Source organism: Acidovorax sp. KNOB132, assembly GCF_057541515.1.
In genome coordinates this window covers 1-26853 of record NZ_BAAJYT010000011.1, presented here as the reverse complement: position 1 = coordinate 26853, position 26853 = coordinate 1, and the positions used below count along the sequence as shown (strand labels likewise).

General features: G+C 68.3%; 22 protein-coding genes and 1 pseudogene. 10 read left to right on the top strand and 13 right to left on the bottom strand.

Features of this window, described 5'->3' with window-relative positions; translation table 11 throughout:
- Positions 1-489 precede the first annotated feature (489 nt).
- The 6 genes from AC27IO_RS03500 to AC27IO_RS03475 form a co-directional block, all read right to left on the bottom strand.
- A complete protein-coding gene (locus AC27IO_RS03500) occupies positions 490-1194 on the bottom strand; it encodes an SDR family oxidoreductase (protein WP_498737326.1) in 705 nt (234 codons plus the stop codon).
- 83 nt (positions 1195-1277) lie between these two features.
- Positions 1278-2279, bottom strand: coding sequence for an NADP-dependent oxidoreductase (locus tag AC27IO_RS03495; RefSeq protein ID WP_498737324.1), 1002 nt, complete (start codon positions 2277-2279; stop codon positions 1278-1280).
- A 109-nt stretch (positions 2280-2388) separates the two neighbouring features.
- Complete coding sequence (locus AC27IO_RS03490; RefSeq protein WP_498737322.1) at positions 2389-2994, bottom strand: TetR/AcrR family transcriptional regulator; 606 nt, start codon at positions 2992-2994, stop codon at positions 2389-2391.
- Positions 2995-3049: 55 nt separating this feature from the next.
- On the bottom strand, positions 3050-6133 hold the full coding sequence (gene ydiJ, locus AC27IO_RS03485) for a D-2-hydroxyglutarate dehydrogenase YdiJ (RefSeq protein ID WP_498737354.1): 3084 nt from the start codon (positions 6131-6133) through the stop codon (positions 3050-3052).
- A gap of 149 nt (positions 6134-6282) precedes the next feature.
- Positions 6283-7206: a tripartite tricarboxylate transporter substrate binding protein gene (locus tag AC27IO_RS03480; RefSeq protein WP_284430739.1), complete on the bottom strand. Its 924-nt coding sequence runs from the start codon at positions 7204-7206 to the stop codon at positions 6283-6285.
- Between the two features lie 88 nt (positions 7207-7294).
- Positions 7295-8170, bottom strand: a complete 876-nt coding sequence (locus tag AC27IO_RS03475) for an amidohydrolase family protein (protein ID WP_487089177.1) — start codon at positions 8168-8170, stop codon at positions 7295-7297.
- Between the two features lie 86 nt (positions 8171-8256).
- On the opposite strand from AC27IO_RS03475, the gene AC27IO_RS03470 reads away from it, so the two are divergent.
- Positions 8257-9222 (top strand): LysR family transcriptional regulator, encoded by a 966-nt coding sequence (locus AC27IO_RS03470; protein WP_498737320.1) that lies wholly within the window; start codon positions 8257-8259, stop codon positions 9220-9222.
- Between the two features lie 106 nt (positions 9223-9328).
- Here the strand turns inward: AC27IO_RS03470 and phaR are convergent, their stop codons facing one another.
- Positions 9329-9868 carry a polyhydroxyalkanoate synthesis repressor PhaR gene (gene phaR / locus AC27IO_RS03465; protein WP_272568591.1) on the bottom strand — a complete coding sequence of 180 codons (540 nt, stop codon included), beginning with the start codon at positions 9866-9868 and terminating at the stop codon, positions 9329-9331.
- A gap of 195 nt (positions 9869-10063) precedes the next feature.
- Between phaR and AC27IO_RS03460 the strand changes: the two genes are divergently transcribed.
- Complete coding sequence (locus AC27IO_RS03460) at positions 10064-10489, top strand: surface-adhesin E family protein (protein ID WP_498737318.1); 426 nt, start codon at positions 10064-10066, stop codon at positions 10487-10489.
- Positions 10490-10509: 20 nt separating this feature from the next.
- On the opposite strand, the gene AC27IO_RS03455 is transcribed toward AC27IO_RS03460, so the two are convergent.
- Together AC27IO_RS03455 and AC27IO_RS03450 are read right to left on the bottom strand one after the other, a co-directional pair.
- Positions 10510-11430: an alpha/beta hydrolase gene (locus tag AC27IO_RS03455; protein ID WP_498737352.1), complete on the bottom strand. Its 921-nt coding sequence runs from the start codon at positions 11428-11430 to the stop codon at positions 10510-10512.
- A gap of 181 nt (positions 11431-11611) precedes the next feature.
- Positions 11612-12481 (bottom strand): 2-keto-4-pentenoate hydratase, encoded by an 870-nt coding sequence (locus AC27IO_RS03450; RefSeq protein ID WP_498737316.1) that lies wholly within the window; start codon positions 12479-12481, stop codon positions 11612-11614.
- 77 nt (positions 12482-12558) lie between these two features.
- On the opposite strand from AC27IO_RS03450, the gene gbd reads away from it, so the two are divergent.
- Positions 12559-13695, top strand: coding sequence for a 4-hydroxybutyrate dehydrogenase (gene gbd / locus AC27IO_RS03445; protein WP_498737314.1), 1137 nt, complete (start codon positions 12559-12561; stop codon positions 13693-13695).
- 25 nt (positions 13696-13720) lie between these two features.
- Here the strand turns inward: gbd and AC27IO_RS03440 are convergent, their stop codons facing one another.
- From AC27IO_RS03440 to AC27IO_RS03430, 3 genes and pseudogenes are all read right to left on the bottom strand, one after another.
- Complete coding sequence (locus AC27IO_RS03440) at positions 13721-14905, bottom strand: phospholipase (protein WP_498737312.1); 1185 nt, start codon at positions 14903-14905, stop codon at positions 13721-13723.
- 28 nt (positions 14906-14933) lie between these two features.
- Entirely contained in the window at positions 14934-15758 is an 825-nt protein-coding gene (locus AC27IO_RS03435) for an HDOD domain-containing protein (protein WP_272568586.1), read from the bottom strand.
- 43 nt (positions 15759-15801) lie between these two features.
- Positions 15802-18167, bottom strand: a pseudogene (locus tag AC27IO_RS03430) (Tex family protein).
- A gap of 457 nt (positions 18168-18624) precedes the next feature.
- Between AC27IO_RS03430 and AC27IO_RS03425 the strand changes: the two are divergent.
- The 7 genes from AC27IO_RS03425 (at position 18625) to AC27IO_RS03395 (ending at position 25329) form a co-directional block, all read left to right on the top strand.
- The gene (locus AC27IO_RS03425) at positions 18625-19836 is read left to right on the top strand and encodes an ABC transporter substrate-binding protein (RefSeq protein WP_498737309.1); all 1212 of its coding nucleotides are present in this window, start codon (positions 18625-18627) and stop codon (positions 19834-19836) included.
- Between the two features lie 182 nt (positions 19837-20018).
- A complete protein-coding gene (locus tag AC27IO_RS03420) occupies positions 20019-20939 on the top strand; it encodes a branched-chain amino acid ABC transporter permease (RefSeq protein WP_284398629.1) in 921 nt (306 codons plus the stop codon).
- Positions 20940-20944: 5 nt separating this feature from the next.
- Complete coding sequence (locus tag AC27IO_RS03415) at positions 20945-21940, top strand: branched-chain amino acid ABC transporter permease (RefSeq protein ID WP_284430730.1); 996 nt, start codon at positions 20945-20947, stop codon at positions 21938-21940.
- On the top strand, positions 21937-22695 hold the full coding sequence (locus AC27IO_RS03410; RefSeq protein WP_498737306.1) for an ABC transporter ATP-binding protein: 759 nt from the start codon (positions 21937-21939) through the stop codon (positions 22693-22695). The genes AC27IO_RS03415 and AC27IO_RS03410 overlap by 4 nt, the downstream gene beginning before the upstream one ends.
- Entirely contained in the window at positions 22692-23447 is a 756-nt protein-coding gene (locus AC27IO_RS03405; RefSeq protein WP_498737304.1) for an ABC transporter ATP-binding protein, read from the top strand. The genes AC27IO_RS03410 and AC27IO_RS03405 overlap by 4 nt, the downstream gene beginning before the upstream one ends.
- A gap of 220 nt (positions 23448-23667) precedes the next feature.
- On the top strand, positions 23668-24072 hold the full coding sequence (locus AC27IO_RS03400) for a hypothetical protein (RefSeq protein ID WP_284426305.1): 405 nt from the start codon (positions 23668-23670) through the stop codon (positions 24070-24072).
- A gap of 276 nt (positions 24073-24348) precedes the next feature.
- On the top strand, positions 24349-25329 hold the full coding sequence (locus AC27IO_RS03395) for a DUF72 domain-containing protein (RefSeq protein ID WP_498737301.1): 981 nt from the start codon (positions 24349-24351) through the stop codon (positions 25327-25329).
- A gap of 107 nt (positions 25330-25436) precedes the next feature.
- Here the strand turns inward: AC27IO_RS03395 and AC27IO_RS03390 are convergent, their stop codons facing one another.
- Positions 25437-26849: an MFS transporter gene (locus AC27IO_RS03390; protein ID WP_498737350.1), complete on the bottom strand. Its 1413-nt coding sequence runs from the start codon at positions 26847-26849 to the stop codon at positions 25437-25439.
- Between the last annotated feature and the right edge of the window lie 4 nt (positions 26850-26853).

Sequence of the window (26853 nt, the reverse complement as noted above, 5' to 3'; positions counted from 1 at the left end):
GCCACCAGAAGATCGCGCTTGGCAGCAGCGGTGGAACAGCCTCAGAGGCAGTGCCGCTAAAAGTTCTGGGAAGACCCCGAAACGTTGACACTGGTCAGAATAAGCCCCTCACAAAACGATATATAGACTTGCTTTTGGGCAGCCAAGACTGACGAAGCCTACCTTGGGGACCTTCATCGTCTCTGGCGTCGCGATTTCATCGTAAGTATCTGATTTCATTTGGGTTTCGCAGGACGGCCCGGCGGGCAAGATAACCGGACATTGTAAATGAGGCCAGGAATTGACCTCAGCCGCGCTGCATCCCCACGCTTGAAATCATGGGTTCCGACGCTCTGTCTGGCATCGACTCGGCCATCTGCGCACCGGGCATGCGATTCTCCAAAGCCCCCGCTTCCCACCCCGGGCGCCGTGATCACGCGCTGGCGCCACGCTTCACGGCAGGGGCAGGGGCAGGGAGTGGGTCGAGTGGCATGCCAGTGTGCCCGGGGCTCAAAGGGCCTGGGGCAGGTAGACCGGGCGCGGCGCTGTCAGGCCCTGCCTCACCTGCTGGGTGAGCACGTCGGCCAGTACCTCATCGGCACCGGCCTCCAGTCCGTCGAGTGCACGCTGCACGATCTCCTCGGCGCTGCTTTTCGGGACCTCGAAACCCCTGGTGAGGTCGGTGTCCACATACGCCATGTGCAGGCCCAGCACCTGGGTCTTCTGCCCGGCCAACTCATGGCGCAGTGCGTTGGTCAACGACCACGCCGCCGACTTGCTGGCCGAATAAGCGGCCAGCTCGCCACCATTGACCCACGATGCCACCGACAGAACGTTGAGCAGTGCGCCACCGCCATTCGCCTGGAGCACGGGCGCAAACGCCTTGCTCACGTTCAGCACACCAAAAAAGTTCGTTTCAAAAATGCGGCGTGCCACCGCGTCGCTGTCCTGGTCCAGAAAGCCGCCCGGCTGGGCGATGCCCGCGTTGTTGATCACCAGGTTCACGTCGGCGGCCTGCTGTGCCGCAGCAGCGATCTCCTCGGGCTTGGTGACGTCGAGCCGCAGGGCCTGCACGCCGGGCAAGGTGACGGTGGCGGCGTCGCGCGCGGCGGCGTAAACCTTGCGAGCACCGCGCGCAAGCAGTTCGCGCGCGAAGGCCAGGCCGATGCCGCGGTTGGCGCCTGTGACGAGGACGACGGAGTTTTCAAGGTGCATGAGGAGCTCCAAAGGGTTGGACTGGTATTTCAAATGACGATCGTCATATTTACGGACGTGCGATGTCGTTCCAATGGAACGGCTCATCGGACCTTGATGACCACCTTGCCCTTGGCTCGGCCGCTTTCGACGTAGGCCAGGGCATCGTTGGTGGATTCGAAGGGGAAGACCTGGTCGATCACGGGGCGGATGGCGCCCGATTCGATCAGCGGCGTGATCTGCCGCAACTGGCTGCCGCTGGCCTTCATGAAAAGGAATGCATAGGCGACATCGAGGCGCCGGGCCTGCCTGCGGGCGCCAGAGCTGATGGCGCGCATCACCTGCTTCACCCACCATGGGGCATGGATGTCTTCGGCGAACCGGGGGTCCGGTGGCCCTGAGATGGAAACGAGGGTTCCGCCCGGCTTGAGCACGCCCAGGGACTTCGCCAGGGCCTTGCCGTCCTGGCTGTTCAGCACCACGTCGTAGCCGCTCAGGTGGTCTTCAAAGGCCTCGTTCTTGTAGTCGATGACCACATCTGCGCCCAGGCGTTTCACCAGAGCGACGTTGCCGGTGCTGGTGGTGGTGGCAACCGTCGCGCCCAGGTGCTTGGCCAATTGGATGGCAAACGTGCCCACGCCCCCGGAGCCTGCCTGGATGAAAACCTTCTGCCCCTTCTTGAGCTTTGCCTTTTCGACCAGCGCCTGCCAAGCCGTCAAACCCACCAGGGGGATGGACGCAGCCTCCTCCATGGTGAGGTTCTTGGGCTTCATCGCCACCGAGTCTTCCTTCACGGCCACGAATTCGGCGAACGTACCGATGCGCAAGTCATCGGGCCTGGCGTACACCTCGTCGCCCGCCTTGAACTGGCGGACACGCGGTCCGGCGCGCACCACCACGCCGGCCACATCGTGCCCCAAGACGAACGGTGCGCGATACGGCAGGATGAGTTTGAACTCGCCATTTCGGATCTTGGCATCCAGCAGGTTCACCGCGGCCGCGTGAACCTGGATCAGCACCTCGTCGTCACGCAAGTCCGGCTCAGGCACGTCGGCGGCGCGCAAGCGCTCTTTTTTCCCATAGCGGTCCAGGATGAAAGCTTTCATGGGGTTCCCTTTTTGCAAGCAGAGCAGGCGACGAACCTGGCAGCATTGGCTGACAGGCATTCCGGAATGATGGTCATCATATTTATGAGTAAAAAAAAGCCCGGTGATCTCACGCACCGGACGGGGCCAGACTCTTCAACGCGGCGCTGCACAGCGACTCCGACAGCGCCGAGTCATCGACGGCACGGGCCAGCACCAACGTGCCCACCATGGTGGCCACGGTCACCAACGCGCGCTCGTGGGCGCCAGGCTGTCCCCAATCGGGCGACTGACGGGCCACCAGATCGATCATCTCCTTGATGCGGAGCGTGGCCGCGCGACGCACTTCGGGCGATTGGCGCGGCATCTCGGAGCCCAGGGCGGACACCGGGCAGCCTGTCTCGACAGCCGCCAGATGCTCCTTGGACAGATAGACCTGCATCAGCGCTTGCAAGGACTGCTCTGGCGGCACGGCTGCGACGATCCTCGCAGCAGCGGCGTTGGCTTCGGCTCCGGCACGGTCTGCCGCTTCGGCCAGCATGGCTTCGCGAGACTCGAAATGGGCATAGAACGCACCGTGCGTCAAACCCGCCTCTTTCATGATGTCGGCCACGCCGGTGCCGTCATAGCCGCTGCGCCGGATGGCGCGCGCAGCGGCCTGCACGATGCGCTCGTGCGAAGCCTCTTTGGCAGCAGTTCGGCCATTGGTCTTTTCTTTTCGCATGACGGCCATCATACATTTGTTTGCCCATTGCGCACTGGCAGGTGAAAAAGCGGCCGGATGCACACGGTCAGCACCCCGGGCCGACAGGAGCGGAAGTTTCCCGCTGTGCATAGAACTGAAGCAGGACTTCCACGGGATGCCGCAGACGCCGGTCGTCCATCCGCTTGGCCTGGCTACGGCAGGAATATCCGGTGGCCAGGAACTCCGTCTGTCGCGCCGGCTCGGCGTTCAATATCGGACCCCACGATTGGGAGTAGATGAGGCGCGAGGTCTGCACATTCAGGCTTTCGTGTCCGTAGGTTCCCGACATGCCGCAGCAACCACTGGCCCGCGGACTGAGCTTCAAACCGGCACGGGCGAACACCTGGGGCCACAGCGCTGCGGCGGCGGGGGCGGTCGTTTTTTCGGTGCAGTGGTTCAGCAGCTGAAAGTCCCCCGAAAGAGATTCCGACGCCCGCGCGGGCAGCGCCTCCAGCAGCCATTCCTGCGCAAGCAGAACGCGCGGCGGCTTTTGCAAAGACGGCAGCTTCGCGTATTCCTGGCGGTACACGAGCGTCATGGCAGGATCGAGACCGACCAGCGGCACGCCACACGACGCCAGAGCGCCAAGCATCTCCGCGTTTTTGAACGCCGTTCGATCGAAGGCCTGCAGAAAGCCCAGCACATGAAGCGGCTTGCCGTTCGGCATGAATGGGGCCAGCCAGACCGTGTACGCCAGCCGGGACGCCAACTCGATGAACGCGGAAAACACGGGCGTCTCGAAATAGCGCGTGAAAGCGTCCTGCACCAGGATCACGGACCGGGCGCGTTGCGCGTCCGTCAGCGCGGCCAGCAACGAAGGCGTAGCCCCGCGCACGCCCCAGCGGTGCAATGTGGCCTGGAAATCGAAGCGGCTGAGCAACGGGCTGTCCACCATGCCCGCATGGCGCTCGAGCATCCGGCGCACCAGCGTGTTGGACATGGCACCGTTGTAGAGCCGTGGAAGGCGTGCCAGATACGGAACGCTGAATTCGAGCGAGCCGATGAGGTAGTCCTTCAACGGCCTTCCATACCGCGTGTGATAAAGCGCCAGAAAGCGCGACCGAAAGTCAGGAACGTTGACCTTGACAGGGCACTGCCCCGCGCACGACTTGCACGCCAGGCAACCGGACATCGCCTCATACACCTCATGGGAAAAGTCGCGGGAGCGACCCGTTCCGTTGGTTGCGCGTTCGCGGCTGTTGCGCCAGCGCCTGGCCAATCCGGCCAGGAACGAGGGTTGCCGCGCAGCCACCGCCAGAACATCCACCCCCGCATGGCCCTGCAGGCGCAGCCACTCGCGCAGCAGCGAGGCACGTCCTTTCGGAGAGTGCCTGCGTTCGCGCGTGGCCTTCCATGACGGGCACATCGCGTCGTCCGGATCGAAGTTGTAGCAAGCGCCATTGCCGTTGCAATGGACGGCGCTGGCAAAGCTCTGCCACACCCGCTCATCGATCTGGCGATCGGCGTCGGCACGCAAAGGCACTTCATCGATGCGCAGCAGCCGGGCACTCTGGCCTGCGGGCGTGGCAATCTTTCCCGGGTTGAGCTGGTTGTGCGGATCGAATGCTGCCTTGAGCGCCTGCAGTGCCGCATACAGGGGGCCGAAATACTTCGGCGCGTATTCGGAACGGACTCCCTTGCCGTGCTCGCCCCAGAGCACGCCACCGTATTTCAGGGTCAGCCCGGCGACCTCGTCGGAAATGGTTCGGATCAGCGCCGCATGGGCGGGGTTCTTCAGGTCCAGGGCGGGCCGGACGTGCAGCACACCCGCATCCACGTGGCCGAACATGCCATAGCTCAGCCCATGGCGGTCCAGCAATGCCCTGAACTCTTCGATGTAGTCGGCGAGCTTCTCTGGCGGCACGGCCGTGTCTTCGACGAAAGGCTGGGGCCGGGCCTCGCCCTGCACGTTGCCCAGCAAGCCGACGGCGCGCTTGCGCATGGCATAGACCTTGTCGACGGCCGTGCGGCCCGATGCAATGGTGTGACCGATGCGGCTCACCGTAGGGTTGCGGGCGAGGTGCCCGATGAAGGCCGCCACGCGAGCGCGCACTTCGTCCGCCGAGTCCCCGCAGAATTCGACCAGGTTGATGCCACGCGTCGGTGCCGGGTCGGCCTGGGCAGGGAAGTATTGCGCCACGTCCTGCCAGACGATGTCCTCCATCGCCAGCATCAAGACCCGCGAATCGACCGTCTCGATCGACAACGGGCGATGCTCCATCAACACCCGCGCATCGCGCAGCGCGTCCATGAAGCTGGCATAACGCACATTGACCAGCATGGAATGGCGGGGGATGGGCAGCAGGCCGATTTCCGCCTCGACGACGAAGCCCAGCGAGCCTTCCGCCCCACACAAGACGCTGTTGAGGTTGAAGCGACCGCCGGGCTCTTTCAGGTGCGCCAGGTCATAGCCGGTCAGGCAGCGATTGAGCTTGGGAAAGCGCGCTTCGATCAGCTCGGCATGCTCCGTGGCGATCTGGTGCGCGCAGCGCCAGACATCGCCCACCAGGCCGCTTTCCTTCAATCGCAACGGCAGTTCCTCGGCATCCACCGAGCGACTGGCAAACCGTACGCCCCCCAGCAGGACCATGTCCAGTACCTGCACGTGGTCGCGGGTCTTGCCGTAGGTGCAACTGCCCTGGCCGCTGGCGTCGGTGTTGATCATGCCGCCGATCGTGGCGCGGTTGGACGTGGACAGCTCAGGGGCAAAGAACAGCCCGTGCGCTTTCAGCGCCGCATTCAACTGGTCCTTGACGACGCCGGCCTGCACCCGTGCCACCCGGCGCACGGGATCGATCCACAGGATCTGGTTGAGATGCCGGGAGAGATCCACGGCGATGCCCCCGGTGAGGGATTGCCCGTTGGTGCCCGTGCCCCCGCCCCGCGGAGAAACCACCACCCGCCGGTGTTCCGGCCTGGCGAGCAGCTTCGCGAGTTTTTCGACGTCCGCGGCATCTTGCGGGAAGACCACGGCCTGGGGCAGCCGTTGATAGATCGAATTGTCTGTGGCCAGAACGGTGCGGTCCGCGTACTGCGATGTGATTTCGCCCCGGAAACCCTCGGCGGCCAATGCCTGGAGAAAACGCGGGTAGTCGCCGTCCAGCGGCGCCGGGGCGGGAATGATTGCAATCAATTTCAGGGTCCTGCGATGACGAAAAGAAGCGCCCTGCGCCGCGTGGCCCCGTCAAGGGTCGAACGCGGCGCATCGAAAGGGCGGCGGGGCGATGGCCCCGGCAGGCTGGGTGCGGCAGGGCCTCACACCAAAGCCCACGTTACGGCTCAGTCGGCTTTGAGCCGTCCCTGCTTGACCATTCGCGTGGCCAAAGCGACTTCGCCACTCACCAGCCGTTGCAGCGCAGCCCCACCCTCCCCCACCGGCTCGCTGCCCAGATCCCGGATCACGTTGGTGAACTCCGGCTGGGCCACCGATTTGGTCATCCATTCATGCAGGCTGGCAACGCTGGCGGAAGGCGTCGCCTTGGGCGCGAAGACCCCGACGAAGGTGGTCGCATCGAACACCGGCAAGCCCAGCTGGGCCTGCGTCGGCACGCTCGCGAGCAGCCCGCCCGCCTGCGGTCCCAGCACCATCACCGCGCGGAGCGCGCCACCCTTGATGTGCGGGGTGGAACTGGTGATCTGATCGATCACCGCGTCGATCTGGCCGCCCATCAGGTCCACCAGCGCCGGCCCCGATCCTTTGTAGGGCACCGCATTGACCTGGGCCTGGGCGGAATCCTCGAACTGGAGCAACGCCAGGTGGTTGGGAGAGCCCGGCCCCGCATGGCCGACCGTCACGCCCTGGCTCGTGGACTTCACCGCCTTGATGAAATCGGCCGCGGTCTTGAACCGTGGGTCGTTGGCACGCACGACCACGACGACCGGTGTGCGGCTGAGCACCGCCACCGGCACCAGGCTGTCGGCCTTGTAAGGCGTTTTGATGATCTCCGGAAGGGTGCCCAGTTGCCCCGGCGTTGCCACCAGCAAGGTGTGCCCATCGGCCTCGGCCCGCGCCACCGTGCTCGTGCCGACGGCACCCCCGCCGCCCGCACGGTTGTCCACGATCACGGACTGCCCGACCCACTTGGTCAACGGCACGCCCAGCGAGCGCGCGACGATGTCCACATTCCCGCCGGGCGCGAAGGGCACCACCAGCGTGATCGGTTTCCAGGGAAAGCGGTTCTGGGCCCCGGACGGGACAGCCATGGAACATGCCGCGAGCGATGCGGCGCCTTGCAAGAAGCCTCTGCGGCTGGATGGTGGATTGAACATGCCATGTCTCCTTTTAGAAAAATCAGTCTTCCCAATAAAGCCGGGTCGGGTTGTCGACCAGCGCCTTGCGCCTGATTTCCTCGGGAAACCAGTGGGTGATGAGGCCTGCCAGTTCCGCGCTGGCGATGGACGTGGCGTCGATGCCGGGGTGGGGCCAGTCCGATCCCCAGACGATGCGGTGGGGATTGGCCTGCACCAGGCTGTGCGCCAGTGGCAGCACGGCAGGGTCCACGCCGGACGCCGCCGCAGAGATTCGATAGGCGCCCGAGAACTTGACCCAGGCGCACCCTTCCCGCATCAGGCTCCGCAGGCTCCGGATGCCCCGGCTGTCGATGTCGCTGCAGTCCGAGGGATGGCCGAAGTGGTCCACCACCACGGTCATGCCGCTCTCGGCGAGGCCCTGGACGAGGCGGATGTCTTCATCGATGTCGACGAGCAACTGGATGTGCCAGCCCAGCCCTTTCACCCGATCGGCAATCGACTGCACGCTGGCGATGGAAACACCGCCGCTGAACAGCGCATTGCATCTCGCGCCCCGAACGCCCAGCCGGTGAAGTTCCTCCATCTCGGTGTCCGGCGTGTCTTCGAAGATCACCGCCACGCCGCGCATGCTGCCCGCGGCGGCGTCGCCCAATGTCCGCTTCAAGAGCGAGTGGTCGCGCCCGTACACGCTGGGCTGCACCAGAACGCACCGGTCCATTCCCAAAGGGCGGTAGGCAGACCAGTACTGCTCGATCGTGGCGGATGGCGGGGTGTAGGCACGCTCGGCGATGAATGGAAATTCGCCGGGGGATCCGAAGACGTGCAGGTGCGTGTCGCACGCCCCTTGCGGAAAGACTCTTTCTGTTGCACCGGGCAGCGCCTGATGGGCTGCGCCGTGGCGGTTTGTGATGGGCATGGATTCCAGACGGTCGGGTTGAACTGCTGACCGGATTGTTTTTGCCGCAGGGGTGGTTAGTCAAATTCATTACCATCATCATCAAGATGAACCAGATTCAACAAACTACCCATCAGGACCGCGCGGTCGTCAACCTGCGCAAAATCGATCTCAACCTGCTGGTGATGTTCGAGGCGCTGGTGGAGGAGCGCAGCGTGGCCAAGGCAGCGGCCCGGCTCAATCTGACCTCTTCCGCCGTCAGCCACGCACTGCGGCGCCTGCGCGAGCAGTTCAATGACCCGTTGATGCTGCGCACGGCAGAGGGCATGGTTCCCACCCCGGAGGCCGTTCGCCTGGCGACGCGTTTCCGCAAGGCTTTCAGCGAAATCGAGAACGCCATCGGCGTGGCCGGCGCGTTTGATCCCGCAACGGCGCGCAGAACGTTTCTTCTGCGCGTGTCCGACTACGTGGGGGTCCTCTTGCTACCGCGCCTGTGCACCGAGCTGCGTTCCGTGGCGCCCGGCATCAGCCTGTCGGTGCAGTCATTCGAGATGCGCCAGCCGTCGGACCGCGTGGAGTACGAAGGGGTGGAAATCAGGCTCTCGGTGTCGCGGGGGCACTCCGTTCTCTCGGCCTCGCGGCGCATCCTGGATGACCGCTGGATGGTGCTCATGAGAAAGGACCACCCTGCCGCCTCCACCCCGCTCACGCTGGAAAAGTACCTCGAACTGGGGCACCTCAAGGTGTCGGGGGTGGGCAGCAACATCCTGGACGAACTGCTGGCCGAACGCGGCCTGGCACGCCGGGTCATGGTGCAGGTGCCTACGTGGCAGGGCATGGTGCCGGTGATCGAATCCACCGACCTGATCGCAGCGATGCCGGCGCACTGGATGGACAGCGTGCTTTCCGGATCGAACTGCGTTGCCTTCCCCATGCCGCTGCCGGAACTGGCGCTGTCCATCGACGCCGTCTGGCATCCCCGCAACGACCACGATCCGGGGCACAAGTGGTTCAGGGAACTGATCCACCGGATCTTCCAGGACGCCCACCGCAAATCCCACGTGCAGGACTGACGGCGCGCCGCGGCGCCCGGCAAAGCCCGTGCTTGGGTGAAGCGGCCGCACTGGCCCGGTGACGACTCCCGCTCCCAGGCCCTCGCCCGGGCTCTGGGGCCTGCCTTCAGCGCTTGATGCCGAAGGCGCCGAGCATCTGCTCGGTCTGCTTTTGCATCTGCTCCTGCATCTGCGTGAAGATGGCCTGCGACTGGTCCACGTAGCTGCCCATGATGCCCTTGAACATGGGCGACTGCAGGTTCATGAACTGCGACCACATTTCGGGCGTGATGCCCTTGGACTGCTCGGCCATCTTGGCCTGGATGTCGGTGAACACCTGCACGTTCTTTTCCAGGTAGGCGCCCATGAAGCCCTGCATGGCGTGGCCGTAGAAACGGATGATGTTGGCCAGCACGGCCTCGGTGAACATGGGCGCGCCGCCGGCTTCCTCTTCCAGAATGATCTGCAGCAGGATGCTGCGCGTGAGGTCTTCGCTGGTCTTGGCATCGCGCACCACGACCTGCTCGCCCGCCATCACGAGTTGCTTGACCTCAGCCAGGGTGATGTAGGTGGAGGTGGAGGTGTCGTACAGCCGGCGGTTGGGGTACTTCTTGATGATCCTCTGCTGTGCGGTCGAGGGGGTTGGGGGGGACGTGGTTTCTGGCACAGCGGGCTCCTGGGGTGCGGGGCACCCATGATTTTGATCGTTTGCAGTGCAACCGATTTTAGGGAGCGCAGCAGCGCGCCCCTTCGCAGGATTACCCTGATGCGGCTTTGCCGCCTTGATTTACGTCAATCCGAGGCGGCGCAGATCGCATAAGATTAGCCGCTGCACCATTTGCACCCCATCCTTGGAGGCCCCGTGTCCCCCCTTCGCCCTGCTCTGTTAGTGGCCCTGCTCCTGACAGCACAGGCACACGCGCAAACCGACGAACAATGGCTCACGATCCAGGGCTTTCCGGAAGACAAGACCGGCGACCTGGTGCAGATCAACCCCACGCAGATTCCCTGGCAGAACCAGTTCACCATGGAAGTGCGCGTGTCGCGCAGCACCCAGCGCTCCAGCTACCGCAAGCACCCCTACCGCTCGTTCAAGGGCGTGGCCGTGATCGACTGCGGCACGCAAAAGGGGTGGTACCTGGCCCTGAACTACTACGCCGAGCCCGTGTGGCAGGGCCCCGTGACCGCGCGCGAGGAATTCAAGGAAGACGAGGCGCCGGTGTCCTTCGCCGGCATCCCCGGCGAGCCGGCGCGCAAGCTGATCACCGCCTCCTGCAGGAAGCGCTGAGCCGGCACGGTCAGCCCCGCTCAGGCCAGCCCGAACGCCGTGCGCAGCGCCCGCGCCGCATCCGCATGCGCCTGGCGGGCTTCCGGGATCGCGCGGCCCATCTTGATGAACTCGTGCGTCACGCCTCGGTAGATCTCCAGATCGACCGCCACACCGGCGGCGCGCAGCTTGTCGGCATACGCCACGCCTTCGTCCACCAGCGGATCGCATTCGGCCAGCCCGATCCAGGCCGGCGCCACGCCGTCAACGTCGGGCGCGTTCAGCGGGGCGAAGCGCCAGTCGTCGCGGTCCGCGGGCCCACGCACGTAGTGGCCGAAGAACCAGGTGATCGCGGGCTCCTCCAGGACCAGGCCGTAGGCGAATGCAGCATGCGAGGGCGTGTCCTGGTGGGCAGTGCAGCCGGGGTAGAACAGCAACTGCAGCGCAAGCGGCAGGCCGGCATCGCGCGCCAGGATGGCATTGACGGCCGACAGCGTGCCGCCCGCGCTGTCGCCCCCGACGGCGATGCGCGCCGGGTCGGCGCCCAGTGCATGGGCCTGCGCCGCGAGCCAGGCCAGCGCATCCCACGCATCGTTGGAGGCCGTGGGAAACCGGTGCTCCGGCGCCAGCCGGTAGTCCAGCGACACCACCATGCAGCCCGCCAGGCGCGAAAGCTCCCGGCACAGCACGTCGTGCGTGGCCACGCTGCCGATGGTGAAGCCGCCACCGTGCAGGTACAGCAGCACCGGCAGCGGCGCGCCGCGCGTGGGGGCATACAGGCGGGCCGGCAAGGCATGGCCGTCACGGGCGGGGATGTGCAGGTCTTCCACGCGCTCGAGGGCGGCCTTGGGCACTTCGAGCACGCCGGCACCGGCTTCGTAGGCGGCGCGGGCCTCGGCGGGGGGCAGCGTGTGCAGGGGCGGCCGGCCGGCGCGCTCCATGCGGTCGATGACGCTGCGCATCTGCGGGGTGAGCCGGGCGGTAGATGGGGCGGAAGGTGTCACGGTCGCGGGCCACCCCATGGGATGGCGGAAAAAGGGCCAAAAGGACAAGGACCCGATCATCCCGCAACTCGGCCGGGGGCAGGCGGGGCCGGGTTATTCGCCCCGGCCGGCGTTCCCGCCCTCGCTCAACGGCAGCGCATCACCGGAACGTCACGCGCACCGGCGCCGCGCCCGGCAGCCCGTCGAACGTGGCGGTGACCTCCAGCCCCGGCCGCGGCGGCAGCAGCGCGGAGAACGACCCCAGGCTCACGAGATCGCCCGGCTGCAGGGTGATGTCCTCCTTGGCCAGCGCCTCGGCCAGCCAGACGACGGCGTTGAGCGGGTGGCCCAGGATGTCGCTGCCCCTGCCGCCGCCCAGCCGCGCGCCCTGGCCATCGGTGAGCGTCACCGCCATGTTCTGGAGCGCGTCCACCATCGCATAGCGCTCCGCGCGCAGACGCGGCACGGCAATGGGGGCGCCAGCCACGCCCAGCCGCGCCCCCACGTTGATGGCTGCCACGCCGGCCCCGTTGAGCTGGGGCGGTGCCTGCACCAGCAGGTCGGGCAGCTCGATGAAAGGGATGACCTGGTCGATGTGCTCCAGCACCTCCATCGGCGTGCGCGCATGGTTGATGGCGGCGCTCTTGACGCGCACCAGCATGTCGGCCTCGAACAGCGGGCGGGCGCTGAACGCCGCATCCACCACGGCGCCGTCGCGCAGCACCATGCCTTCGTACAGCTTGCCCCACACCGGCTTGTCGGTGCCGAAGCGCTTTTGCACTGCGGGGTTGGTCAGCCCCGCCTTGTAGCCCACCACCCGGCCCAGGCGGTGTGCCAGCAAGGCATTGAACTTGGCGCGCGTGCAGGCGGCATCGGCATCGCTCAGGGGCGGCAGGTTGGCGGCGGGCGTCCTGCCCGAGTAATGGGCGGCCAGTTCGGCCACCTGGACGTCGCTCAGGCATTCGGCCTGGGCGGTTGTCGCACAGGCGACCGCCAGCACGGCGGCGATGAGGGTTTGCTGCATGGCCATGGAAGGCTCCCGGTTGTAGATTGGCTGGCCGGCATGCTAACCACAACCGCGCCCTGGGCGCATCCTCGCAATCCACCATGGCCTTCATCTACTACGTCACCCAGATCCAGTTCGAATTCGGCGCCATCCAGCTCCTGAAACAGGAGTGCAACCGCGTGGGCATCACGCGCCCGCTCGTGGTGACCGACCCCGGCGTGAAAGCCGCCGGCGTGCTGCAGCACGCGCTGGATGCACTGGCCGGCGTGCCCGTGGCCGTGTTCGACCAGACGCCTTCCAACCCCACCGAAGCGGCCGTGCGCGCCGCCGTGCAGGTGTACCGCGACCACGGTTGCGACGGTCTCATCGCGGTGGGCGGCGGCTCGGCCATCGACTGCGCCAAGGGCATCGCCATCGCGGCCACGCACGAAGGGCCGCTCACACACTACGCCACCATCGAGGGCGGCTCGCCGCGCATCACCGAGCGCGCCGTGCCGCTGATTGCCGTGCCCACCACCGCCGGCACCGGCAGCGAGGTGGCGCGCGGCGCGATCATCATCGTGGACGACCACCGCAAGCTGGGCTTTCACTCGTGGCACCTGGTGCCCAAGACGGCCATCTGCGACCCGGGCCTGACCCTGGGCCTGCCGCCCGCGCTGACGGCCGCCACCGGCATGGACGCGATCGCGCACTGCATGGAGACCTTCATGTCCTCGGCCTTCAACCCACCGGCCGACGGCATCGCGCTGGAAGGCCTCACGCGCGGCTGGGCGCACATCGAACGCGCCACGCGCGACGGCAGCGACCGCGAGGCCCGCCTGAACATGATGAGCGCGAGCATGCAGGGCGCGATGGCATTCCAGAAAGGGCTGGGCTGCGTGCATTCGCTGAGCCACAGCCTGGGCGGCGTGAACCCGCGGCTGCACCACGGCACGCTGAACGCGGTGTTCCTGCCCGCCGTGGTGCGCTTCAACGCGCAGGCCCCCGCCGTGCAGAAAGACCGGCGCCTGGAGCGCATGGCCCACGCCATGGGGCTGGCGTCCGCGGGCGACATCCCCGAGGCCATCCGCGACATGAGCGCGCGGCTGGGGCTGCCCACGGGCCTGGCCGCGATGGGCGTGACCGAGGCGCTGTTCGGCGACGTGATCGAAGGCGCCATGGCCGACCACTGCCACAAGACCAACCCGCGCGAGGCGAGCGTGGACGACTACCGGGCGATGCTCGCCGAATCGATGTGAGCGTTGCGGCCGCGGCGGCCCGCCCTCAAAGCGGCAGGACCGCCGCCGGGTCGGGCCGGCGCAGCCATTCGGCGAACTCGTCGGCCAGCTGGCGGCTGGCCGACGTGGCCGCGCTCCAGGCGCGCACACGGGCGGTCAGGTCGCTGCCGTAGTGCAGAAAATCGTTGCGATCGGGCAGCTTGGCGTTCGGCAGCGTGCGCACCCAGTCGGGGTGCGGCGACAGCACCACCATGCGGTCCAGCGCGGGCGTGGCGCGGTGGCGCCAGCGCAGGCCCTTGTCCAGCCAGCCGGGCACCACGCTCTGCTGGAAGTGCGGGTACAGCACCAGGGCGCCAGGGGAATCTGAACGTTTTTGGCCTCCAGCACAATCAACACTAGGGCATATTGCTATATTTTTTATAGCGCCCGTCTGCTCGATGTCCGCCAGCGGCCGGTAGCGCAGATGCAGGTGGTAGTCGGTCAGGCCACCGTCCCAGTAGGCACCGGCCGGCGCGCCCGGAATGTCGTGCACCGCCTGCAGCACGAAGGGGATGGAGCAACTGGCCTGCAGCGCCGGCAAAAAGTTGGCCCCGGTCAGCGCCACCTGCCGCGTGGGGTAGTCGGTGGTGCCGAACGGCAGCGGCGCCATGGCGGCGCCGGGGGCATCGCCAGCCGGACCGGAGAACACCACCCGCTCCAGCCACCACCCCAGCGCGCGGCGGTGCACCGCGTTGGCGGCGAACGCGCCCAGGTAGCCGAGCGGCGTGGCCAGCCGGCGTTCGCGCGAGAGCAGGTGCCGCCCCCGCGACGTCACGATGTGCAGCCGCCAGCGCGGGTGCGCGAGCAACGGCCCCACCTGCGCACCGTAGAAGTCGCGCAGCCCCTGCCCGAACTGCGCGCTCACCTGCGCGGCCGTGGGGCGCTGGCGGCCGGGTGGCGGTGCGTAGTGCTGGTGGATGTAGGCGTGCTCCAGCCGCTCCAGCGCGGCCACGGGCGAGTCCAGGCAGGCCGTGGCCATGCGCCAGGCGCCGATCGAGGCGCCCACCAGATGCACCGGCTGGGTGGAGCCCTGCAGCCAGTGCCCGAACACGAAGCGGTCCAGCGGCCCGAGGACCAGCCCCTTGGGGCCGCCAGCGGCGGCAGGTATCACGCCGATGTCGGCGGGCTGCAGGCCGTGCCGGGCGATGTGCGCCCGCGCCAGCGGCCCCGCGTGGATGCGCAGCGCCTTCATCGGCCGGGGCACCGGCGCGCCGCGGCGCTCACACGTAGTCGCCCGGGTCGGGGCGCACGGTCCAGTCGATCGGGTCCTGCTGTAGCACCATGTCGATATCGAGCCCCAGCGCCAGCCCGACCTCGCCGGGAAAGGACACCGCCAGTTCCTTCTCGCCCAGCGCCGCCTCGCGGGCCCGCACGCGCCAGGCGGCCAGGTGCAGCACGCCGGCCAGGGGCTCGTACACGCTGTTCTCGAACGGCGCGCTCTGGTACTGCAAGGCATCCACCACCACCTGCGGCAACTGCCAGCGGCGCGCCATGCCGGCGCTCACCTGCGAATAGCAGTAGCCCAGCAGCCGCTGCTCCAGCTTGGAGCGGCGCGGATCGAAGGGGCCGACCAGCCGGTTGATGGCCTGCACGCGGTCCGGGTTGCCCAGGTGCAGCAGCAACTCGCCCACGCCGTGGAGCAGGCCCGCGGTGTATGCCGCGATCTGGTTGTGGTGCACGCTGCCGGCCAGCGACCGCGCCAGCTTGGCGGTGTGCAGGCTGTAGCGCCAGAACTGCTGCAGGTTAACGCCCGGCACCGACCGCGAGGTCGTGCCCAGCGGCGCGGACGCCACCAGCGTGCGCAGTTGCTGCACGCCCAGCAGCGACAGCGCCTCGGGAATGCCGCTGATCTGCTGCTGGGCCTGGAACGTGGGGGAGTTGGCCTCTTCCAGCAGCCGCGCGGCCATGGCCGGGTCGGTGCCGAAGAGCTGGGTGACGCGGCGCAGGTTGGGCTCGGGCGCCGCCAGCTCGTTCATCAGCAGCGCCACCGCGCGCGGCACGCTCGGCAGCGCGACGGGAATCCCCAGCAGGGCGATGAGCTCCATGGAACGGCCGGAAGTAAGGTTCCGGCGATTATCCACGCAACTTTTACCGCTTATTACCTTGCAGCTTGGCGAAGGCCGAGGCCATAGCCGACGGGGGGGCGGGCTCGTTGCTGCGGCGCGGTGCCGCATGCTGGCCCCGCCCCGCCCCTTCGAACCGGTTGTCGCGGGGCGCACCCCGGTCGCCGCCGCTGCGCGGGGGCGCTGCATCGAGCTTCATGGACAGGCCGATGCGCTTGCGCTCCACGTCCACCTCCATGATCTTCACCTTCACGATGTCGCCGGTCTTGACCACCTCGCGCGCATCGTTCACGAACTTGTGGCTCAGCTGGCTCACGTGCACCAGGCCGTCCTGGTGCACGCCCAGGTCGATGAAGGCGCCGAACTGCGCCACGTTGCTCACCGTGCCCTCCAGCACCATGCCTTCCTTCAGGTCTTTGATGTCTTCCACGCCGTCGTTGAAGCGCGCCACCTTGAAGTCCGGGCGCGGGTCGCGGCCGGGCTTCTCCAGCTCGCCCAGGATGTCCTTGACCGTGATGACGCCGAACTTCTCGTTGGCGAACAGCTCGGGCTTGAGCGTCTTGAGCATGTCGGCGCGGCCCATGATCTCGGCCACGGGCTTGCCGGTCTTTTGCATGATCTGCTCGACCACGGGGTACGTCTCGGGGTGCACGCCCGTCATGTCCAGCGGGTTCTCGCCGCCGCGGATGCGCAGGAAGCCCGCGCTCTGCTCGAAGGTCTTGGCGCCCAGGCCCGACACCTCCATGAGCTGGCGGCGGCTCTTGAACGCGCCGTTGGCCTCGCGCCAGCGCACCACGGCCTTGGCCACGCTGCCCGACAGGCCCGACACGCGGCTGAGCAGGGGCACGCTGGCCGTGTTCAGGTCCACGCCCACCGAGTTCACGCAGTCCTCCACCACCGTGCCCAGGGTGCGGGCCAGCTCGCTCTGGTTCACGTCGTGCTGGTACTGGCCCACGCCGATGCTCTTGGGGTCGATCTTGACCAGCTCGGCCAGCGGGTCCTGCAGGCGCCGCGCGATGGAGGCGGCGCCGCGCAGGCTCACGTCCACGTCGGGCATTTCCTGCGAGGCGTATTCGCTGGCGGAATAGACGGAGGCGCCGGCCTCGCTCACCACCACCTTCTCGATGGCGCGCTCGGCCTTGGCGGCCAGTTTGATGAGGTCGGCGGCCAGCTTGTCGGTTTCGCGGCTGGCGGTGCCGTTGCCGATGGCGATCAGGTTCACACCGTGCTTTTCGGCCAGCTTGGCCAGCGTGTGCAGCGAGCCTTCCCAGTCGCGGCGCGGCTCGTGCGGGAACACGGTGGCGGTCTCCACCAGCTTGCCGGTCGCATCCACCACCGCCACCTTCACGCCGGTGCGGATGCCTGGGTCCAGCCCCATCACCACGCGCGGGCCGGCGGGCGCGGCCAGCAGCAGGTCGCGCAGGTTGTCGGCGAAAACCTTGATGGCGACCTTCTCGGCCTCGTCGCGCAGGCGGGCGAACAGGTCGCGCTCGGTGGAAAGGCTCAGCTTCACGCGCCAGGCCCAGCCCACGCATTTGCGCAGCAGGTCGTCGGCCGCGCGGCGGCATGGCTCCAGCCCAGGTGCAGGGCGATCTTGCCCTCGGCGATGCTGGGCTTTCCGGGCTCTGGCTCGACGGGCAGGACCAGCTTGGCCTCCAGGATTTCGAGCGCCCGGCCGCGGAACACGGCCAGCGCGCGGTGCGAGGGCACGCGGCCGATGGGCTCGTCGTACTCGAAGTAGTCGCGGAACTTGGATACCTCGGGATCGGCCTCGTTCTTGCCCTCGACCTTCTTGCTGCGCAGCAGGCCCTCGGCCCACAGCCATTCGCGCAGCGACTGCACCAGCACCGCGTCTTCGGCCCAGCGCTCGGAGAGGATGTCGCGCACGCCGTCGAGCACGGCCGGCACGGTGGAAAAGTCGGCACCCGGCTTGCCATCGTCCAGCACCTCGGGGGGTCGGGTGAACGCGGCGGCCTCGGCGGCCGGGTCCAGCGTGGGGTCGGCGAAGAGCTTGTCGGCCAGCGGCTCGATGCCGAACTCGCGGGCGATCTGGCCCTTGGTGCGGCGCTTTTGCTTGAAGGGCAGGTAGAGGTCTTCCAGCTCCTGCTTGGTCGGTGCACCCGCGATGGCGGCGCGCAGCGCGTCGGTCAGCTTGCCCTGCTCGTCGATGGCCTTGAGCACCGCGGCGCGGCGGTCTTCCAGCTCGCGCAAGTACGACAGGCGGGCCTCCAGCTCGCGCAGCTGGATGTCGTCCAGCCCACCGGTCACTTCCTTGCGGTAGCGCGCGATGAAGGGCACCGTGGCGCCCCCATCGAGCAACTCGACGGCGGAGGCCACCTGCTGCTCGGTGACCCGGATTTCTGCGGCAATCTGCCGGATGATCTTCTGCATGCTGAAAACGCGCCCGAGGGCTCGGCTTTGGAAAAGCGGGCGAGTGTGCCACAGGCCTTCCCGGCCCTTGTTTCAGTCCGCACCGCCCCCTGCCCCGTGCCTTGCGTGGCGGCCCGGCCGGCACCGGGCGACATTCCATCCCAGGGAAGACCTGTAGGCGCGGCAGCCCGGTGCGCTTGTACGATCCCCAGGCACTCCCATCGCCCGCCCAGGACCGGGTGGCGATGGCGACCACCGCTGCATGGAATGCCCCTTGCATCAGGACAGCCCGGGCATCCGCTTTCCGTGCCTGCAAGGCGCCTTCGCACCCAGCGATGCGCACGTTCCCGGTGCATGGCACGGCAACGCGGGCCGAAGTGGGGCTGCAGGGCCCCGCGACGGCCAGGCGACGCACGGCACGGCCTGCAGCGGCCCCGGCTGGTTTCCCCTTGGTTGATCGACGATTGAAGGACTGACGATGGCACGAATTTCCCGCACTTCCCTTCGCACCCGGCTCGGCGCCACCGCCCTGGCGGTCCTGGGCGCCTGCGCCGGCCTGCCGGCAGCGGCCCAGCAGCCGGCCACCCCCATCAAGGTGGGCATCGCGCTGGACATCTCCGGCCCGTTCGCCGCCCTGGGGGCCGAGGCGCGGGACGGCTTCGCGCTGGGCATCAAGCAGCTGGGCGGCAAGCTGGGCGGCCAGCCCGTGCAGTTCGTGCAGACCGACATGGCCGGCAGCCCCGACCAGGCCAAGCAGCTGGTGGACCGCTTCGTGCAACGCGAGAAGATCGACCTGTTCACCGGCCCCATCGCCTCCAACGTGGCGCTGGCCGTGGCGCCCACACTGTTCGCCGCCAAGGTGCCCTACCTGTCGAACAACGCGGGCCCCAGCCAGCTGGCGGGCGCGCAGTGCAACCCCTACTTCTTCGGCACCGCCTACCAAAACGACCAGTACCACGAGGCCGCCGGCCAGTTCGCGGCCGACCGGGGCTTCAAGCGCATGGTGCTGATCGCGCCCAACTACCCCGCCGGCAAGGACGGGATCAACGGCTTCAAGCGCAAGTTCAAGGGCACGGTGGTGGACGAGATGTACACCAAGCTCGGCCAGATCGACTACGCAACCGAGCTGGCGCAACTGCGCGCCGCCAAGCCCGAGGCCGTGTACTTCTTCCTGCCCGGCGCAATGGGCATCAACTTCATCAAGCAGTTCGTGGGCGCGGGCCTGTCCAAGGACATCACGCTGGTGACCAGCGGCTTCTCGGCCGACGAAGACGTCATCAGCGCCGTGGGCGAACCCATGCTGGGGCTGTTCAACACCTCGCACTGGGCGCACGACCTGGACAACCCGGCCAACAAGGCCTTCGTGGCCGCGTTCCGCAAGGAGTACGGCGGGCGCTACCCGTCCATCTACGCCGCACAGGCCTTCGACGTGATCACCGCCATGGACTCGGCCGTCAAGGCCGTGGGCGGCAAGGTGGCCGACCGCGATGCATTGATCAAGGCGCTGGCCAAGGCGCAGTTTCCTTCGGTGCGCGGCAACTTCCGCTACGCCAACAACCACTACCCGGTGCAGAACTTCTACCTGCGCACCATCGGCAAGGACGCCGAAGGCCGCGTGACCAACAAGACCATCAAGACGGTGCTGGAAAACTATGGGGATGCGTTCTCAGCCCAGTGCGGTATGAAATAAGCCCGCCCTGAGTCGCTTCGCGCCTTCCCCCCGGATGGGGGACGCCGCCGGCGCGGCGGGGCGGCCCTTGCGCGGCGGCTGCTGGCTTGGGGCCGCGCCGGTGGCATGGGCCGTGCGCAACGCGTCGTCGCATGGAACAACCGAAATGACATTGAACACCTCCTTGCGCCCGGGCGCACGCCATGAATCCGATCCTCGTCTTCGAACAACTGCTCAATGGCGCGGGCTACGGGCTCATGCTTTTCCTGATCGCGGCGGGGCTCACCCTGGTCTTCGGGATCATGGACGTGATGAACCTCTCGCACGGCTCGCTGTTCATGGTGGGCGCCTACGTGGCGGCCACGGTGCATGTGCAGAGCGGCTCGTTCGCCGTGGCGGTGCTGGTGGCCGTGGCCGTGACGGTGGCGGTGGCGGCGCTGCTGGAGGTGACGCTGATGCGCCGCCTCTACGGGCGCGACCACCTGGCCCAGGTGCTGGCCACCTTCGGCGTGATCCTCGTGGCGGACGATGCCGTGAAGATGGTGTGGGGCCCCTCCCCCGTCATGGCGCCCACGCCGGCCTGGCTCTCGGGGCCGGTGGAACTGTTCGCCGGCCTGCCCTACCCGTCGTACCGCCTGGTGGTGCTGGGCGCGGGAGTGCTGGTGGCGGGTCTGCTGTACCTGCTGGTCAACCACAGCCGCGTGGGCATGCTGGTGCGCGCGGGCGCGTCGGACCGCTGGATGGCCGAGCTGATGGGCGTGCGCGTGCGGCGCGTGTTCTGCGGCATCTTCGTGCTCGGTGCCGCCCTGGCGGCCCTCGCGGGCGCCCTCATGGGGCCGCTGATGGCGGTGCAGGTGGGCATGGGCGAATCCATCCTGATCCCCGCGCTGGTGGTGATCGTCATCGGCGGCATCGGCTCGGTGCGCGGCGCCTTCGTGGCGGCCCTGCTGGTGGGCCTGGTGGACACCATCGGCCGCGCCTTCCTGCCGCTGCTGCTGCGCGCCACCCTGCCGCCCGCCGTGGCCGCCGACTTAGGGCCGCTGTGCGCCGAGGTGGCCATGTACGCACTGATGGCGGCGGTTCTGAGCTTTCGCCCCGCGGGGCTGTTTTCTGCCAAGGCCTGAGCGACATGTCTGCTGCCTCCCTGACTTCCTCTTCCCCACCGCAGCGCCGTGCCGCCGCGCGCTGGCGCGGCGCGCTGCTGCCGCTGGCCCTGCTGGCGGCGCTGGCGGTGTTTCCGCTGGTGGCATCGGCCCTGGGGCTGGATTTTTACATCGGCTTCGTGCGCCGGGTGCTGGTCGTGGCCCTGGCCGCCGCCAGCCTGAACTTCATCATGGGCTTCGGCGGCATGGTGGCGCTGGGGCATGCGGGCTTCATGGGCGTGGGCGCCTACACGGTGGTGGTGCTCAGCGACGCGGGCGCCACCTCGGCCTGGGTGGTGTGGGGCGCCGCCATGGTGCTGGCCGCGCTGGCGGCTGCGCTGGTGGGCGCCATCTCGCTGCGCACCCAGGGCGTGTACTTCATCATGATCACGCTGGCCTTCGCGCAGATGCTGTACTTCGTGTTCGTCTCGCTGCGCAGCTACGGCGGGGACGACGGCTACACCCTGCCCATGCGGCCCGTGCTCGGCCTGGGCCTGGACGCCATGCACGAGCCCACCCTGTACTGGGTGGTGCTGGCGCTGGTGGCGCTGGTGCTGTGGTGGCTGGACCGGGCCACGGCCTCGCGCTTCGGCGCGGCGCTGGCGGGCATCCGCGACAACGCGACGCGCATGCGCGCGCTGGGCTATCCGGTGTACCTGCTGCAGCTGGCCGCCTTCACCCTGGCCGGCGCGGTGGCGGGCCTGGCGGGCGCGCTGCTGGCCACGGGCAACAGCTTCGTGAGCCCGGCCATGATGCACTGGACGCAGTCGGCCACGCTCATCGTGATGGTCGTCATCGGCGGCCTGGGCCGGCGCTGGGGCGGGCCGCTGGGCGCGGCCGTGTGGCTGGCGCTGGAAGAGGCACTCAAGCTCCACACCGACCACTGGCACATGCCGCTGGGCCTGCTGCTGATCGCCACCGCGCTGTACGCGCCCAGGGGCCTGGCCGCGCTGGCGGACCTGCGCGCAAGGAGCGCGCGATGAGCCTGTTCCAAGTGCAGGGCCTGGTCAAGCGCTTCGGCGGCCTGCTGGCCACCGACCACGTGGACCTGACCGTGGCGCACGGCGAGATCCACGCCCTCATCGGCCCCAACGGCGCGGGCAAGACCACGCTGGTCCACCAGATCTCGGGCCTGCTGGCGCCCGACGCAGGCCGCGTGCTGCTCGACGGTGACGACATCACCGCCCTGCCCATGCACCGCCGCGTGGCCAAAGGCCTGTCGCGCTGCTTTCAGGTGACGCGCATCTTCCCGGCCCAGACCGTGCGCGACAACCTGCTGCTGGCCGTGCAGGCGCACAGCGGATCGAGCTTTCGCTTCCTGCAGCCGCGCTCGCAGGCGCGCGGGCTGTACGAGGCCGCCGACCGGCTGGCCGAGCGCGTGGGCCTGCAGGGCCGCATGGACGGCATCGCCGGCGCCCTGCCCCATGGCGCCCAGCGCACGCTGGACGTGGCCCTCGCCCTGGCCTGCGCGCCCAAGCTGCTGCTGCTCGACGAACCCATGGCCGGCATGGGGCCGGAGGAATCGCAGCAGATGGTGCAGCTGATCGACAGCCTGCGCCGGGACATGGCCGTGCTGCTGATCGAGCACGACATGGAGGCCGTCTTCCGCCTGGCCGACCGCATCTCGGTGCTGGTGTACGGCCGGGTGCTCACGGCCGGCACGCCCCATGAGATCCGCAGCAACGCCGAAGTGCAGGCCGTGTACCTGGGCACCGAAACCCTGGAGGCCGCCCCATGAGCACGCCCACGCCTTCGATGCACCATGGGTCCGCGCCCGTGGCAGAGCCCCTGCTGAGCTGCCAGGGCCTGGAGGCCGGCTACGGCGTGAGCCAGGTGCTGTTCGGCATCCACCTCGACATCGCCGCGGGCGAAGTGGTGTCTCTGCTGGGTCGCAACGGCATGGGCAAGAGCACCACCATCAAGACCCTGGTGGGCGCACTGCGCCCCACGGCCGGCGCCATCCGCTTCGCGGGCCAGGCCATCGGGGCGATGAAGAGCGACGCCATTGCCCGCATGGGCCTGGCCATCGTGCCCGAGGGCCGCCACGTGTTCCCCAACCTCAGCGTGCGCGAACACCTGCTGGCATTCGCCAGCCACCGCAGCGGCCTGGGCGAGCCCTGGGACCTGCAGCGCATCTACGGCGTGTTCCCGCGCCTGCAGGAACGCGAACACCACCTGGGCCACCAGCTGTCGGGCGGCGAGCAGCAGATGCTGGCCATCGGCCGCGCGCTGTCCACCAACCCGCGCCTGCTGATCCTGGACGAAGCCACCGAAGGCCTGGCCCCGGTGATCCGCGAGGAAATCTGGCGGTGCCTGGCCACGCTCAAGGCCGCGGGGCAGACCATCCTGGTGGTGGACAAGTACGTGCACCGCCTCATGGGCCTGGCCGATCGGCACGTGATCCTGGAGCGCGGGCGCGTGGTGTGGCAAGGGGATTCCGAGGCGCTCAATGCGGATCGGGGGCTGTGGGCGCAGTACCTGAGCGTGTAGGCTGGGCCAGCTGGCAGGTCTATACCGGCCGCAGGGCGCATACCGCTTCGTGGCATTGGGGCACACCTTCGGCACGGAGCCGGTGCAGGACGGCGAGACCGACGACCTAGACGGGACGCGCCCCGGGCTGGTGTACAGCGCGCAGTGAGCGCGGGGGGCGTCCCTAAAATGCGCAGACCACCGCCACGCCGCCACCACCAACGCCTGCGCTTCTAAGACCATGACGCCCTTCCCCTATCCGGTCCGCACCGAATGCCCGCCCGGCGCATGCGTGTGCGACCGCGATGCGCTGCTGCAGGCGCCGAGCGGCGACTTGCGCGTGCTGCGCCTCACGCGGGAGGAGGAAAAGCGGCTCATCGACCGGCTGGAGAACCTGGGCAGCCTGGGCGAACTGCGCCGCATGCAGGACCGGCTGGAAGCGCAACTGGGCATCCGCCTGAGCATCACCACCAGCCCCAACGAGGTCCGCAGCCTGCGCGGCATCGCCATCCTGGTGCTGGAGCAGCGGGGGCTGTGCCGCAAGACCCGGCAGGCCATTCCCGCCGCGATCAAGAAGAGCATGGACCGGCACCCCGACATCGCCTATGAGCTGCTCAACGAAGGGGGCCTGTTTTCGGGCGAGTGACGGGCGGCGGTGCCCCGGCTGCCGCCGCTTCGGCGCCGAAACGAAAGGAAACCGTCCAGGCCCTGGAAGAACGCGCCACAGCCCCCCACATCGACACGGTGTAGGGCGCGCATTCCTGCCTTGTATCCTGCCTTCCGCGCGCCCGCTCATCGACTCCCTGCCCTCCATGCAAGACGATCTTTTCGGCGACCTGCCCGCTCCCCCCGAGCCCCCCGCTGCGCGCCCGCCAGACGCCCAGCCCCATCGGCCGAGCCCACCGAGGCCAAGGCCCCTGCCGTGCGCCGCAGCGGCACGGTGCAACCGGCGGCCTGGGACGACGACCTGCGCTCGCTGGCCGCGCGGCTGCCGTCCCGCTTGCGCATGGGCACGTCGTCGTGGACCTACCCCGGCTGGAAGGGCTTGCTGTGGGAAGGCGAACATTCGGAGCAGGCGCTTTCCAAGAACGGCCTGCCGGTGTATGCCCAGCACCCGCTGATGCGCACGGTGAGCATCGACCGCAGCTTCTACCGGCCGCTCACGGTGAGCCAGTACGAGCGCTACGCCTCGCAGGTGCCGCATGACTTCCGCTTCGTGGTGAAGGCGCCCAGCCTGGTGACCGATGCGCTGGTGCGCGGCGAGGACGGGCGCGGGCGCCAGGCCAACCCGGCGTTCCTGGATGCCGCACTGGCGACGCAGGAGTTCGTGGCGCCCGCGCTCGAAGGCCTGGGCGCCAAGGTGGGTGCGCTGGTGTTCCAGTTGAGCCCGCTGCCGCTGACGCAGCTCGACCGGCTGCCGCAGGTGCTGGAGCGCCTGCGCACCATGCTGCTCGCGCAGCCGCCACTGGCGCCCACCGCGCCGGACGGCGTGCTGGCCGTGGAGGTGCGCGATCCCGAGTGGCTGTCGCCCGAGTTCATGCCACACTTTGCCGCCGTGCTGCGCGAAGCCGGCGCCACCTATTGCGTGGGGCTGCACGCCAAGATGCCGCCGCTGGCGGAGCAACTGCATCTGCTGCGCCGGCTGTGGCCCGGGCCGCTGGTGTGCCGCTGGAACCTGAACCCGGTGCACGGCGCCTATGGGTACGAAGACGCCGAAAAGCTCTACGCCCCCTATGACCGCATCCTGCACCCGGCCCCCGAGGTGCACGACGTGCTGGCGCGCACGATCGCGGGGGTGACAGGGGCGGGCCAGAATGCCTTCGTCACGGTCAGCAACCATGCAGAAGGGTGCGCGCCCCTCACCCTGCGCACGCTGGCGGAGCGGGTGGCGACCCTGGAATAGCGCGACGGCTCAAGCGACCGACCATGCCCCAAACGAAATGCTATTAATTTAATAGCACAATGCCCTAGTATCGATTGTGCTGGCGGCCTAAAAGGCCAAAACCGGATTCAGGCATGCGCCGTGGCGCCATGCCGCAGCCGCATCACGCTACACACGCCCGCCAACGCCGCGCAGCCGGCCGCCGCCATCAGCGCCACCGATTCGCCCTGCCCGTCGTGCTGGCCCCAGACCGCGAAGATGCCCGCCAGCAGCACGGCGCCCAGGGTCTGCCCGGTCAGACGCGCGGTGCCCAGCATGCCGCTGGCCGCGCCCGAACGGTGCAACGGCGCCGAGGCGACGATGGTGTGGTTGTTGGGCGACTGGAACAGCCCGAAGCCCGCCCCGCACAGCAGCATGCGCCACGCCACGTCGAACACGCCCGGCTGCGGCGGCAGCACGGCCAGTGCGACCAGCCCGCAGGCGAACACCGCCATGCCGACGCCACCCAGCAGGCCATCCGCGAAGCGGCCGATGAGCCGTCCCGCGAACGGCGCCACCACCACGATGGCCAGCGGCCAGGCGGTGATGAGCAGGCCCGCCTCGAAGTGCGACCGGCCCTGCGCCTCCAGCAACAGGAACGGCAGCGACAGAAAGGCCAGCATCTGCGCGCAGAAGGCCCCGACCGACGCGCCCATCGACAGCGCGAACACGGGGATGCGCAGCAGGTCCACCGGAAACAGCGGCACGGCCACGCGCCGCTGCCGCCGCAGATACACCCAGCCCACCGCGACGCCGGCCAGCAGCAGCGCCCAGCCCAGCGGGGCCGCCGCACGCGAGGCCTCGCCCCGCACGCCGAGCTGCTCGCCACCGATGAAGATCAGCGCGAACATGAGGATGTTCAGCGTGACGTCCAGCACCGTCAGCCGCGCGCCGGTGTGCGTGCTGGGCGGATTGAACGGCAGCGCGCGCCGCCCCAGCCACAGCGTGAACAGGCCCAGCGGCAGGTTCAGCGCGAACAGCCAAGGCCACGATGCGAAAGACAGGATGGCCGCCGCCACCGAGGGCCCGGCCATCGACGAGGTGGCCACGACCAGCGAGTTGATGGCCATGCCCCGGCCCAGGTGAGCGCGCGGATAGGTCAGGCGCACCAGCGCGGCATTCACGCTCATGATGCCCGCCGCACCCAGTCCCTGCACCGCGCGCGCCACGACCAGCGCTGGGAGTGAAGTGGCCAGCATGGCCCCGAGCGACGACACGGCGAACAGCGCCATGCCCAGCAGGTACACGCGCCGGTAGCCGATGCGCTCGCCCAGCGAGGCGAGCGGCAGCAGCATGACCAGCGTGGCGATCTGGTAGGCGTTGACGACCCAGATGGCCTGCGCCGCGCCCGCGTTCAGTTCGCGAGCGATACCGGGCAGCGCGAGGTTGACGATGCTGCCGTCCAGCACCGCCACGGCCAGTCCGAGGATGATGACCAGCATGGCCCGCGCACGGTCGCGCCCCGGCAGCCCGTCGGAGGCGGCGGGCGCGCCCTGCCCCACGGGT